Origin of the sequence: Chloroflexus sp., from assembly GCF_034434295.1 — a bacterium.
GTDB lineage: Bacteria > Chloroflexota > Chloroflexia > Chloroflexales > Chloroflexaceae > Chloroflexus.
This window is the reverse complement of the sequence record NZ_DAOTZQ010000050.1, coordinates 70,377-83,563: the sequence shown is the minus strand read 5'-3', so window position 1 is coordinate 83,563 and position 13,187 is coordinate 70,377. Positions and strand designations below refer to the sequence as shown.

The following is a 13,187-nucleotide window of genomic DNA, read 5'->3' as shown; positions in this document are numbered from 1 at the left end:
TCTTGTGATCAAACGTGGTACACTGAGCTTATCATGAATCGCTTAGCAAGAACGATTATGATCAGATTACGACTCTGGCTGATTGCCCTTAGCGCTCTCTGTTTCTTCTTAAGCGGGAGTGTAGCTCTTGCTCAACCCACGTGGGTTGAGCAGACTACAACCCACTTTCGGATTATTTACACTCCTGATGATGGTACGATTGCAGACAGGTATGCTCCTATTATTGACGATCTCTATAACGAGCTTAGCACCATTTTTGACTTCCGTCCGGTGACACCGCTCACCTTACGACTGTATCCTACCAGTAATGCGTACTTCGCTGCCAATCCGGCGGCCCGTAACGTCCCAGGGGTGATAGCCCATGCCGATTTTCGGCGTCGTGAAGTTGTGGTGGTTGTCGAACGGGCACGATTACAGGATGACGTCTCTCAGCTCAACAATCTGCGCCACGAGTTGACCCATATCTTTGCTGCGGAATTGAGCGACGGCAAACTGAACGTGGGTTTGCAGGAAGGGATTGCACAGTATATGGAGTTGCCGGGACCGGATCGCGATGGTAAGCTAGTGATATTGCGTGCCCTCTGGCAACGGAATGAGTTGTGGCCGTGGGCTGTACTCGATGATCGAAATGCGATCTATGGTCAACCCGAACTGAGCTATCCACAGACCTGGTCAATCGTGACGTTTTTGATTGAGCGTGATGGTTTTGACCGATTCCGACAATTTCTCACCACTCTGGCTGAAAGCAGCGGCTACCGGTCGGCAATCACTGACGTGTACGGTGTATCAACCACAACTCTCGAAGCCGAATGGCGTGCCTGGCTACCCGGTTTTCTCCAGCTCGAAGCCGACCAAATTCAGTCGGTGAGCATTGATCTGGAGCCAGTACAACAGTTGATCGCGGCAGGTGATTATGAAGCGGCACTCCGTGAGGCTGAGCGGCTCAGGACGATTGCAGATGAGGAGACACAACCGACCCTCGCTGCGTTACAGTCGCAGGCCCAAACCGGCCTGCGTGCCAATCAACTCACCGTAGCAGCCCGCACTGCATTGCTGCAAGGCGAATACGAACAGGCAGAGCGGTTGATCGGGCAGGCAGAGCAGGCTTACCGCGAGATCGGGGATCAGCGGCAGATGACAATTCTTGCCGAATACCGGGCCCGCGTCGCACGTGGCCTACAGGCAAGTGAGACGTTACGCCGGGCAAGTGAACAGGCACGCCAGTTTGATCTGGCCGGCGCCAGTGTCAGTGCTGAAACGGCGGCTCGCGAGTTTGCCGCCCTCGGTGACGAAGTGCGTCGTGACAACGCATTGGCCCTGCGTCGTAGCCTGGCTGCCCAGCAGCGCACGATTGCTGTGGCTTTGCTCTTCCTCGGCGCGGCTGTTTTGTCGATTCGGTTGATCAGCCACCAGCTTATGACGCCTTCTCGACCGTGGTGATGCACGGTAGATCAGGTGGTAATGGGCAACCAGACCAGTCGCAATGCGGAGTATCCCAAACGTATCTCCGCTTTTGCGCTATCTACATTATGACACAAAACGTAGCACCTGCATCAGCCTGCGCTACGTTGGGATGATCCTGTGAATGCAGCGTATGCACCGGCAATGGCAGCAGTATCACATCTGAAAGATGCAATGCCTGGCACACAATCCAAGACGTAATCGTTCATCACATCTCGTGTATGGAGACGTGAACAGGCATATGCACCGTGCGTAGGGGCGGGTTCCGCCGCCCCTACCCGCCCAGCTACGCATCGATCACATCCAGACTCATCTGTTGCCCGGTGGAAGCGTGTGCTCCCAGGGAGCCAGGAATAGATGTTGCTACCCCTCATTGCTCTCCCGGCGACCGGACTATCCCCGTACCTGCACCATATCAGCAGGTACCGGGAAATGCCGGCATAAATCGGCAACTTCGCCTGCGATCCGACTCAGGCGGGCATCATCATCGGGATACATCAACACTTCGCCGATCCAGGCCGCAATCTGAGCCATCTCTGGTTCGCGCATACCGCGGGTCGTTACCGCAGGTGTCCCGATCCGAATCCCACTCGTCTTCATTGGCGGTTGTGGATCATCGGGGATGGCATTTTTGTTGACAGTAATCGCCGCTTTATCAAGTGCACGCTGTGCCTGTGCGCCGGTTAAACCCGTACTACGCAGATCGACCAGCATCAGATGGTTATCAGTACCACCACTGATCAGGTTCAGCCCCTGCGCCATCAATCCATCAGCCAGCGCCCGGGCATTGCGGCGGATTTGCGCCGCATACTGCCTGAATTCAGGTCGCAACGCCTCACCGAAGGCAACCGCCTTACCGGCGATCACGTGCATCAACGGCCCACCCTGCGTACCAGGAAAGACGCTTGAATTGAGCTGTTTCGCAAAATCATCGCCCATCAAGATTAAACCGCCCCGCGGCCCTCGTAACGTCTTGTGTGTGGTCGTAGTGATAATATGAGCGTGACCGACAGGTGATGGATGCTCACCAGCAGCCACCAAACCGGCGATATGGGCAATATCGGCCATCAACAGGGCACCAACCTCATCAGCAATCTGACGCATCCGGGCAAAATCGATGATGCGCGGGTATGCACTTGCTCCCGACGTGATGAGCTTGGGCCGGATTGCCCGTGCTTTACTTGCCAGATCGTCATAGTCGATCTGACCGGTTTGCGCATCTACACCATAGAAATGGACGTTGTACCACTTACCAGAGAAATTGACCGGGCTACCGTGCGTCAGATGCCCACCGTGATCCAGGCGCATACCGAGAATGGTATCACCGGGCTGAAGCAGCGCCGTAAACACGGCAATATTGGCCTGCGCTCCACTGTGCGGTTGCACATTGGCGTGAGATGTACCGAACAACTGACAGGCCCGTTCAATAGCCAGTTGCTCGATGGCGTCAACAAATTCACAACCACCGTAATACCGACGACCGGGCAAACCTTCAGCGTACTTATTGGTCAAGACCGATCCCTGCGCCTCCATCACTGCCAGACTGGTATAGTTCTCGCTGGCGATTAACTCCAGACCCTGGCGCTGGCGTTGCGCTTCCCGCTCGATCAGATCGGCGATAATCGGATCAGTTGCTCGAAGATGTTCAAGCATAGTCGTTCCCCTGTTGTCTATAGCCTCAGTTGTCTTACAACACCTGTTCACAAGTAAAGTGTGCACCATCCTGCCCTCAACATCATCGTCTTGAGAAGCAGGTCAGGTGCACCGGCCAAACCGCTATCACTGACTGCTTAACTGACCGACTCGCCGGGCTTCAGCGCAATCACCTCAGTCGTCACCCCAAATTCACGGCAATGCTCGATCAACGCCTCCGGGGTACCGGTCAGGATGGGGAAGGTACCGTAATGCTCAGGAATCGCGTATTTCGCTCCGATCAGCTTCAATGCATACGCTGCCTGCCGGGGATCCATTGTAAAGTGGTCACCGATAGGCAGGATCACCAGGTCGGGGCGATACAGCTCACCGATGATCTGCATATCCATCGTGACACAGGTATCGCCGGTGTGGTAAATCGTAAAGCCGTTGCTAAAGCGCAACACATAACCGGCAGCAGTCCCTAGATTGATGATCTGGCCGTTTTCGTAAATGGTGCTCGAATGGTGAGCGGTCGTCATCGTCGCCCGTACATCGGCTACAGTAACCGAACCACCTTTGTTGAAGCCAACTAACTGCGCTGCCGGAATACCTTCGCCTTCCAGGTACGACACCATATCGTACTGACACACAACCGTTGCCCCGGTTTCACGAGCCAGATCAACCAGATCGCCAATATGATCGAAATGGCCGTGGGTGACGAAGATGGCAGCCAGATTCTCGCGCACACGCGCTTTCCAAGGCTCCGGACATGCCGGGTTTCCATCAACCCAGGAATCAATCAAGATGTTGCGACCTTCCGGGGTGGTCAGATGGAAGGTGCCATGACCGATCAGTGTGATCGTGACATTGCGTCCGAGCGTTGCCAAGGTTGCCTCCTTCCCTCACAAAATATGATCGCTTCGCAGGCCAGATGGTCTGATAGGAAACCGAATAGTGTTGTGCTGATGACGTTTTCAGTATAACATAGAGCACGAAGATGTCTTTCGACTTTTCCCCCTTGACAGATGCTCTTCTGTGCGCTATAGTATACCCCCATGGGGTATCTAATACGGATACCGACCTGTATAATCACTGTGGAGGAGGAATAATTCAATGGCTAAGCCGATTGAGGTACACGACTCGGATTTTGCCGAGAAAGTTTTGAAGTCGAAAACGCCGGTTGTGGTTGACTTTTGGGCACCGTGGTGTGGGCCGTGTCGCGTGATTGCACCGATTCTCGATAAACTGGCTGGCGAATACGCAGGCCGCTTGACGATTGCCAAGGTTAATACAGATGATAACGTCCAGTATGCCTCGCAGCTCGGCATTCAGGGTATCCCAACGCTGGTCATTTTCAAGGATGGCCGCGAGGTAGGCCGCCTGGTTGGCGCTCGACCAGAAGCGATGTACCGCGAAATCTTTGATAAAGTTCTGGCAACGGCGTGAATACACCATCGCCGGAACCTGAATCTGCGGGTAAAACAGCAATGAGCACAGGGGTGCGTCCGCTTGCGCCAGAACGACGCGACGAAGTGTTACGGCGTTTACGGCGAATCGAAGGCCAGGTGCGTGGCATCCAACGAATGGTTGCCGAAGGTCGTGATTGCCGTGATATTGTTCACCAGATCGCAGCAATTCGGCAGGCCCTGGCCAGTGCAAATAGTGTTGTGCTGGAATGTTATGCCCAACACTGTCTAAACGACACAGAAAACTGTCGAGCTGAGACGATTAACGAGTTGATAGAACTGTTCAAGGACGTCTGTTAAAGGGTAGTAGCAGGTGCGACCATCTGGATCGCACCTGTTTTTTTGCTTATCTCTGCCACGACGGCGTTAGCCAGACAAACTGATACGGCTGTAACGTCAGAGCTGTTGTTGCTGAGACCGGCTGTTCCTGGATTAGATCCAAGAGTTCAAGACCAGGGCCGTACATACGCAGCAGATTCCCGGCGATTGACTGAGGATATTCCGAGAAATTGGCCAGTACCAGTACGCGCTGCGATCCGGTCTGGCGAACATAAGCCAGCACGTGGCGGTTGTCGCTGCGTACAACCTCCATCATGCCGTCACGCAGTGCCGGTAGGGTGGTTCGTAAATGGATCAGTCGGGTTAACGTGCTGAAGATCCGACCGGGTATCGTTGTCGGGTCGTGACGTTGATCCATCGCGACCTGATTGCGCAACGGACGATGCACCCAGCGACTATCGTCAGCCTTCGCCGGGTCGCTTATGTACCCGTAGTCATTGAGCGTACCAACCTCATCACCGAGGTAGATCAACGGAATACCACCGATGCTCAGCACGATACTGTGAAGCAGGATGATCCGGCGAATCGCCATGTCAATAGCCTGGGGATCGCCGCCGGCCAGGGCCTGTTCAAGACCGGCCAGCGATGCCAGCGTACCAGACACGCGCGCATCACCGGTATCGGGATTTTCTTGAAACGGCAACCCACGGGCAAACGAACCGGGAAAGCGCCCGGTGTAGAAGGCATTCAGAAACTGACGATGCCCCCAGGGATCAATACCCACCGTACGGGCATCGTTATCGTCGAATGTCCAGCCAATATCATCGTGTGAGCGCAGGTAATTGATCCAGGCACATCCGGGCGGTAGACGGAAACGATGGCTTAGGGAATGTGCCAGTAGCTTGACTTCCCGCGTCGCCAGCGTCTCCCAGAGCAATGCCATCAACAGGGGATTGTACGAGAGCTGGCACTCCTGCGGGCTGACATAACTTAGCACGTCATCGGGATGGACAATCGCCTCCGATTTGAAGAGCAGAGCTGGCGCTGTGATGCGTGCAATCGCGTTGAAGGCTTGAATAATCTGATGTGCTTCAGGTTGATTCTCGCAATTCGTCCCCATCCGCTTCCAGATGAAGGGAACAGCATCGAGGCGCAACACAGCCACACCGAGATTGGCCAGGAAGAGCATCTCAGCGGCCATTGCCCGAAACACTGCCGGATTAGCGTAATTGAGATCCCACTGAAAACTGTTAAAGGTTGTCCAAACCCAACGCTGCATATCAGGTCGCCACGTGAAGCTCCCGCGCCGCACGGTTGGAAAAATTTCGCGCAATGTTCGCTCATAGGCATCGGGCATGGTTCGATCCGGGAAGAGGAAGTAAAACTCTTGATAATCGAGGTCACCAGCCTGCGCACGTTGCGCCCACTCATGCTCGTCAGATGTGTGGTTAAACACAAAATCGAGGACAAGACTGATCCCGGCAGTATCAAGCTCACGAGCCAGATCGGCCAGTTCGGCAGTTGTCCCGATATGCGGATTAACCCGTCGGTAACTACTCACCGCATAGCCGCCATCGTTATTCCCCTCCGGCGCTTCAAACAGGGGCATGAGGTGAAGGTAGGTTAATCCTAGCTCACGAAAATAGGGAATAAACTCGCGCAAACGAGCAAGAGTCCCACAGAAACGATCAACGTAGAGCACACCCCCCATCATACGTTCCGATTGAAACCACTCGGTATCAGCTTCACGCAACGCATCACGCTGTTTGAGCCAATCCGGTCGTTCCAACCAGCTCTGCGCCATTGACAGTAACAATTGCTCAAGATGGTAGAAGAAGTCATACTGCGTGCCGTAGAGACCGAATAGCAATTCAAAGAGGCGTGGCCACTCTCGCCGCAGACGTTGTTCAAATACATTCCATGCCATCACAGCGCCACCGGCCTCAGCAAATGCCTGCGCAACCCGCGGTAACAGTCTGGTCAATGACCGTGCCGCTTCCCGTTGAATTCGTTCCCAATCGTGCATATCAGAACCTCGCCAATACACTACCCGGTCGGGCAATAGTTTCCAGAGCACAAGTATCGCTGAAAAGCATGAATCTGGCAACAGATGGCCGAAAAACGTAGCAATCCTGTACATACGGTACTGCCGACCAGACAACTACCAGCTAACCGGCATGCTGTGACGTTATGTCAAAATGATATTATGCGAGACGAAGGGTGAACGGCACGATGAGGGTGCAGTTTCTATCGCATCACCAAATGTATGGTAAGATATGGTGCTATGGTTACGACCACACCGCACAACCTGTTTCGCCGCCTGGGACCAGCACTGTTGCTCGGTGTTGCCCTCGTGATCGGGCTGGAGTGGGGACTGCCTGCTGCCGGTATTCCAGCTTACCTGCTTCCAACCCCATCGCGCGTGATAACTGCTGCACTTCAGCCTGAAGTGCGGCTGATATACCATACCGGTGCTACCGCCAGCGCCGCACTCCTTGGCCTGGCAATCGGCATTTGTATCGCACTTACCCTGGCCATCGCCTTTATCTTTGTCCGTCCGCTGGAAGATGCTCTCTACCCGTGGATTCTGCTCGGACAAAGCCTACCTTCAGTTGCGCTAGCCCCACTCCTCACCATCTGGCTGGGTGACGGCATTGCCCCCCGGGCTGCGATGGCAGCACTCTTTGCCAGCTTCCCGTTGCTTATTGCCACCATCAGCGGTCTGCGGCGTCCGGCACCCGAACAACTAGCCATGATGCAGGCTTATGGCGCTTCACAATGGCAAATCTTGCGGATGCTCCGTTTGCCGGCAGCACTTCCATTCATCTTCAGTGGATTGCGCATCGCGGGGGCGCTGGCTGTCATTGGGGCGCTGGTTGGTGAGCTGGCCGGCGCAGGACGGGGTTTGGGCTACCTGATTACGACCTCTACCTATCGGTTAGCCACCGATCGAGCCTTTGCCGCTGTCGCGGCAGCTGCTAGCCTGGCCCTGGCACTGCACGGTGTTTTTCTCTTACTTGAACGGATCATTGTGTTCTGGGAACGGGAACGGTAAGTGCGGCGTGGATCAGTTGAACGAAGAGGAACCCATATGTCACACCGTACCTTACTACTATTACTCCTGTTTGTGGTCTTGCTTGTCGCTACCGGTTGCACGAACACAGCCCCAACCAGCACGTCGCCGGAAGTGACGAAGGTCACGATGCGATTACAGTGGCTACCCCAGTTTCAGTTTGCCGGCTATCTGGTTGCCGAAGCACGTGGCTACTACCGCGATGCTGGTCTGGACGTGACCATCTTGCCCGGTGGACCCGATGCCATACCGCTACCACTAGTTGCGACAGGTGCCGACACCTTCGGTAGCACCGGTGCCGATACGATTCTGATCAGTCGCGAACAGGGCATCGAGGTGGTTGCACTGGCAACCTGGTTCCAGGCCAGTCCGGTAGCGTTTATGGTGCATCGTGATAGCGGCATTCGCTCACCGCAAGACTTCGTTGGGCGCCGGGTTGGTATGTTCTACGGCGACAATGTTGAGACTGAATATCGGGCGTTGCTGGCGGCTACCGGCGTCGATCCGGCAAGTGTGAATGAAATACCGGGTGATTATAGCCTGGCCCCCTTTCTCGAACGGCGTGCCGATGTCTGGCCGGTGTATGCAACCGATCAGCCATACACAGCACGTGCTGCCGGAGCCGATATTGACCTGATCCTTGCCCGTGATTACGGTGTTGAGCTGATGGGTGATGTGCTCTTTACCACTGCCGGGTTTGCCCGTAACAACCCAAATACAGTACGAGCGTTTGTACAGGCTACGTTACGCGGCTGGCAAGAGGCACTGAATGATCCGGCAGCCGCAATCGAGATCATTCTGGCCCGCAACCCGGACTTCGACCGAGGTCATCTGGAGTTTGAAGCCACCGAAACGATCAAGCTTCTTCGCTACGGGATCGGCGAGCGCTGTGTTGGCGCCAGTGATCGGGAAGCGTGGCAGAAAGAGGCGCAGCTTCTTCGTTCGTTAGGTGTGCTGAAGAGCGATATTGATCCAGAAACTGTTTTGTTCTCCGACGCAGTTGATGAGTACTACCGCTCACAGGGCATTGCATGCCGATAAGTAGGGGCGGGTTTAGAACCCGCCCCTACAGATGGTGCATGTACCCAATCATACGACGACCGAGGGGGCTGAAAGGATCCGTCTTGGATCGCGTGCCAGGGATTATATGTTTCAGATGTGATATGAGCGCTGGCGTTCGCGGTCTGGCAGTTTTAGCGATACGGTTACGTGCTGCGATAACATGTTGGGGCGACAGTCTATCTTCTGTCGCCCTACATAACACTCAGAATACTACCATTGTCTAGCGTGACGGAGCCATCTGACCACCGGATGATGGCAATCCCCGACCAAATAGCGTCAGATACATCAACCGATATACGTCAGTGTTGTCGAACCGTCCGCTAAACGTGCGCGACATCTCAATTGCGTTCAAACCCTGCGCACGAGAGATAATGCCACCTGATACATCAGGCGTGCCAACCCAACTTACAGCAAATGCCATACGATTACCGTAGGCGTCAGGCTCACTCAGGAATGGAGGCGAGTTGCGGCCATCAGACAACATACCGTCCGGCTCGAAGGATGTATTCCACCCCAGCCAGGGAATTTTTTCTCGGTATACCCTTGCGCTTTTAGGCAAATTTGATGCATACTACTTAATAGTGATCAGGCTATCACGTTGCGCCAATGTCGGCGCGATATTTCCCAAACGTATCACCATCTGTAAGGAGTGCCCTCCATGGAGCTGCTACTGCAACTACTGGTTGCGGGAGTCTGGACGTTAGCGCTTGTTAATAGCCTGCGTCGACTGGTACGCCTGGCCCGCGTTTCTCATCTGCAACGTTGGGACAGCAATATTCGGGTGCGATCTGGACTGAACAGAATCTGGTGGTGGCTGGGCCGGGAAGAGTTCTGGCACCCGGCACGCTATGATATTGCGTATGCCCTCCAGATTTCACTCCTGGTGTTTCTGTTCGTCTGGCATATGGCGAATTAACTGGCTTTTGCGTATCGTCCTCGATGCCGGCAAAGCCGGACTGTACAGATTGAATGTCCCAGACGTGCTAAAAGTTTATCGCTGCACCAAAATGTAGCTTATGGAGGGGCAGTGGTGAGATAACCGGCTGGTTGCCAAATCTCACTGTGACCGAGAGCATGGCTTCCACATGCGATGTGATACTGCATACATACTGCGTATCATAATCCAAGATGTCTCCTTTATTACCACAGAGACACAGAGGACACAGAGGATCTGGTATGAGGGCGACACATGCGTCGCCCCTACGACGCCGACGATAACCCATTAGCGACGCGCTGGTGGTACACCTGGTAACGCTTCAGCACGAGGATCACACCTGAACGATGCCCATTGTTGCGCAAGATTTGGTATCACTCAAGCAGTGCTTCCCCTGCAACCCTTTCAGATTGCTTACACATCGCTGGGATCACCCTATCAAAACACCTCACCAAATCAAACCTTTTTCTGTGCTATGATGCAACCAGATGAGAGCCTTTGCGACCGATCCCTGAAGGATGAACTGACCGTCTCAGGTAGCATCCAGAGGTAGGCATCTGTCGAATAGGTGTTTAGTATCGGTAGCAGGGAGATGCCTGTGAATATTCGCTGGACCGCAGTTATTTCCGGTTTCATGACCGATTTCGCACTCACTATTCTCTTGCAAATGTTCATTGTTCTCATTGGGCAAACCACGGTCTTTACCGATCCGTCACTGCAAAACCCGATCCACATCGTGCTTATTTTAATCGGTGCCGTCCTGACCGGCGTGGGAGGATTTGTCGCCGCCTGGCTGGCAGGTGAGTCATTTGCCATACATGGCTTTCTAGTAGGCGTGGTTGGCATTCTGGTGGCGGCATTGGTCAATGTGGGGGTGGCAGTACCGCCATTGTTGTTGTTGGGACAGGTTATTGGCTGTGCCTGTGGAGCACTGGGTGGCGCATTGGCCGGACGTTTGCGTATCTCAGTAAGGATTAAGTAGAACCAGTTTGATAACCAGGAACAGGGCACCCTGCTCGATAATCTCTTTCCACAATCGGTATGCAACGTTGCACACAGTACCGGCACCATCCTTCCGCACGTACTATGCTCGATCCCAGGCACGGGTGGGAACAGTCAGACCATTGCTCTCTTCCAGACGGATGGACGGGTTGCATAGGGGCGGGTTTTGAACCCACCCCTACGGTCGCGGCATCACGCAACCATCGTCATTGGCGCAGATGATCAATCACCGTCAGAATGAAAGATGGTGGCGGACAGAAGAGGTGCAACGGACGCCCGTGGATCGGGTGCGGAAGATGGAGTTCGGCAGCATGCAGCAACGGATGGGTCAAATGGAGATCAGCTACATCCATTACCCCACCATACCGTTCATCACCGAGGATCGGACAACCGAGCGCCGCCAGGTGTAACCGAATCTGATGGGTTCGTCCGGTCAGTGGCGTTGCTTCTACCAGGGCCGCATGTGCGAATTGCCGACGGAGCGTAAACCTGGTATGCGCCAGTCTGATCCGTTGTCCGTTCGGCAATACACGACCGATGTCAGCCTGATCGTAGAGACGCCAGCGTCCACCTGCCGCCCGTCCATGCCCGGTCACAAGATCAGCAGTCACCGGCGGATAACCGCTACAGACGGCCAGGTATTGCTTCATCACCAATCCACGGGCAAACGCAGCCTGCAAGGGTGCATTTGCCCGCGGAGTTTTGCTCAACACCAGAATCCCACTGGTACCAAAATCGAGCTGGTGGGCCAGGTGCAACGCCGGTGGTACGCCATCACGCACCGTCAATAACCGCTGCACCACGGCAAGCACACTTCCCTGCGTGTCCCAGGGGGTATCGCCAACATAACAGGCGGGCGGTTTATTTACCACCAGTACATCATTGTCTTCATAGATGACGTGATCGAGCGTCAGTGGCGCATCACAGTAGCCATGGGTTGGTGGAAAGCGTACCGAAAGTGTCTCGCCGGCAATTGCCAGCGTGGATGCTGCTACCCGACGTTTTCCCAGCCATAGGCCACCCCGCTGTGCCGCCACCCGCCCGGCTTCACCCAGTCGTTCAGCAGCAATCTCCCCTAGCGGACGCCCGTGATCTTCAGAGGTTACAAGGAAGGAAATGACCTTCATCCCGCTTCTCGCAACACCTTACCCAAGCGGCGAGCACCTTCGATCAAATCGGCTTCGGAGAGGAGCGAAAACGCCAGGCGAAGCTCGTGTCGCCCACCGGTACCGGCGTAAAAGCGTTCGCCGGGAATATACGAGACACCAGCCGCCTCTGCGATTGGCAGCAGTGCCGTGGTATCAATCGTCGGTGGAGTACGCAACCAGACAAAAAAACCGCCTAATGGTGGCCGCCATGTCACACCCGTCGGCATGGTACGGGCCAGCGCTGCCAGCAGCGCATCACGCCGCGCCCGCAGTCCATTGCGTAACCGTAGCAAGTGCGGTTCGTAGTCACCGGCCCGGAGTAACGCGAGGACAACGTAGGCGGTGAAATGATTGACCCCGCCTCCGCTATCGAGCATGCCCGTGGAGATACAGCGCTGGATCAACGACGACGGTGCCTGCATCCAACCCAACCGTAGACCAGGGGCCAATACTTTGGCAAAACTGCCTAATCGTATCAGCATGCTCCCAGGGGCAAAACTGGCGATTGGTGGCGGTGGCGGTAAATCGTACCACAATTCTGCATATGCCTCGTCTTCAATAACCGTCAATTCGAGTGCGGTGGCCAGGCGAGCCAGCTCTGCCCGTCGTTCAGCACTCAGCGTCACACCACTCGGATTGCGAAAACTCGGCACCAGATAGAGGAAGGCGATCCGTTCACCACGCTGACGTAACAACCTGACCAGGGTTGCCACTGCGGCGATGTGTATCCCTTGTTGATCACCAGGAAGCATTACCGGGCGCAGTTTGTAATCGCGAAAAATGCGTAGCGCCAAGTGATAAGTCGGCGCTTCAACCAGCACGACATCCCCCGGTTGACTCAATTGCTTACAGAGCATATCAAGCGCCTGTGAGGTACCACCGGTAATCATTAATTCATGTTCGGCAATTGCCATCCGCTCGGCTAACAATGCGATCAGGCGCCCCGGCCCCTGCGCAAAACCATAGGTTAACGCTGCCGGTGCATCGTTGGTCAGCGTCCAGGTTACAGCCCGTAATAGCTCAGTACGTGGCAAGAGTTCAGCAGCCAGATGCCCCCAACCAAACTCGATGACACCTGGGCGTTGTACAAATTGAATGTCCGGCAGCATAGATCGTTACCCTCAGAG

13 protein-coding genes are annotated in these 13,187 nt (G+C 54.9%); 7 read left to right on the top strand and 6 right to left on the bottom strand.

The features are described 5' to 3' along the window. Positions 1-33: 33 nt before the first annotated feature. The gene (locus tag VAE57_RS07685) at positions 34-1,440 is read left to right on the top strand and encodes a peptidase MA family metallohydrolase (protein ID WP_322821296.1); all 1,407 of its coding nucleotides are present in this window, start codon (positions 34-36) and stop codon (positions 1,438-1,440) included. A 414-nt stretch (positions 1,441-1,854) separates the two neighbouring features. On the opposite strand, the gene glyA is transcribed toward VAE57_RS07685, so the two are convergent. Then, positions 1,855-3,114, bottom strand: a complete 1,260-nt coding sequence (glyA, locus tag VAE57_RS07680; protein WP_322821295.1) for a serine hydroxymethyltransferase — start codon at positions 3,112-3,114, stop codon at positions 1,855-1,857. Positions 3,115-3,251: 137 nt separating this feature from the next. Then, positions 3,252-3,983 carry a metal-dependent hydrolase gene (locus VAE57_RS07675; protein ID WP_322821294.1) on the bottom strand — a complete coding sequence of 244 codons (732 nt, stop codon included), beginning with the start codon at positions 3,981-3,983 and terminating at the stop codon, positions 3,252-3,254. A gap of 205 nt (positions 3,984-4,188) precedes the next feature. On the opposite strand from VAE57_RS07675, the gene trxA reads away from it, so the two are divergent. Beyond that, positions 4,189-4,542 (top strand): thioredoxin, encoded by a 354-nt coding sequence (gene trxA, locus VAE57_RS07670; protein WP_322821333.1) that lies wholly within the window; start codon positions 4,189-4,191, stop codon positions 4,540-4,542. Between the two features lie 41 nt (positions 4,543-4,583). Then, positions 4,584-4,862, top strand: a complete 279-nt coding sequence (locus tag VAE57_RS07665) for a metal-sensitive transcriptional regulator (protein ID WP_322821293.1) — start codon at positions 4,584-4,586, stop codon at positions 4,860-4,862. 46 nt (positions 4,863-4,908) lie between these two features. Here the strand turns inward: VAE57_RS07665 and VAE57_RS07660 are convergent, their stop codons facing one another. Beyond that, a complete protein-coding gene (locus VAE57_RS07660) occupies positions 4,909-6,867 on the bottom strand; it encodes an alpha-amylase family glycosyl hydrolase (RefSeq protein WP_322821292.1) in 1,959 nt (652 codons plus the stop codon). A gap of 258 nt (positions 6,868-7,125) precedes the next feature. Here VAE57_RS07660 and VAE57_RS07655 point away from each other — a divergent pair, with 258 nt between their 5' ends. Together VAE57_RS07655 and VAE57_RS07650 are read left to right on the top strand one after the other, a co-directional pair. Then, positions 7,126-7,896: an ABC transporter permease gene (locus tag VAE57_RS07655; RefSeq protein ID WP_322821291.1), complete on the top strand. Its 771-nt coding sequence runs from the start codon at positions 7,126-7,128 to the stop codon at positions 7,894-7,896. 36 nt (positions 7,897-7,932) lie between these two features. Then, complete coding sequence (locus tag VAE57_RS07650) at positions 7,933-8,955, top strand: ABC transporter substrate-binding protein (RefSeq protein ID WP_322821290.1); 1,023 nt, start codon at positions 7,933-7,935, stop codon at positions 8,953-8,955. Between the two features lie 241 nt (positions 8,956-9,196). Here VAE57_RS07650 and VAE57_RS07645 read toward each other — a convergent pair whose 3' ends face one another. Continuing rightward, positions 9,197-9,460 carry a hypothetical protein gene (locus VAE57_RS07645; protein ID WP_322821289.1) on the bottom strand — a complete coding sequence of 88 codons (264 nt, stop codon included), beginning with the start codon at positions 9,458-9,460 and terminating at the stop codon, positions 9,197-9,199. Positions 9,461-9,634: 174 nt separating this feature from the next. On the opposite strand from VAE57_RS07645, the gene VAE57_RS07640 reads away from it, so the two are divergent. After that, positions 9,635-9,892 (top strand): hypothetical protein, encoded by a 258-nt coding sequence (locus VAE57_RS07640; protein ID WP_322821288.1) that lies wholly within the window; start codon positions 9,635-9,637, stop codon positions 9,890-9,892. A 616-nt stretch (positions 9,893-10,508) separates the two neighbouring features. After that, complete coding sequence (locus VAE57_RS07635) at positions 10,509-10,892, top strand: TIGR04086 family membrane protein (protein WP_322821287.1); 384 nt, start codon at positions 10,509-10,511, stop codon at positions 10,890-10,892. A 226-nt stretch (positions 10,893-11,118) separates the two neighbouring features. On the opposite strand, the gene VAE57_RS07630 is transcribed toward VAE57_RS07635, so the two are convergent. Together VAE57_RS07630 and VAE57_RS07625 are read right to left on the bottom strand one after the other, a co-directional pair. Then, a complete protein-coding gene (locus VAE57_RS07630; protein WP_322821286.1) occupies positions 11,119-12,039 on the bottom strand; it encodes an RluA family pseudouridine synthase in 921 nt (306 codons plus the stop codon). Further along, on the bottom strand, positions 12,036-13,169 hold the full coding sequence (locus VAE57_RS07625; RefSeq protein ID WP_322821285.1) for a PLP-dependent aminotransferase family protein: 1,134 nt from the start codon (positions 13,167-13,169) through the stop codon (positions 12,036-12,038). Before VAE57_RS07625 ends, VAE57_RS07630 begins: the two co-directional genes overlap by 4 nt. Positions 13,170-13,187: the final 18 nt, after the last annotated feature.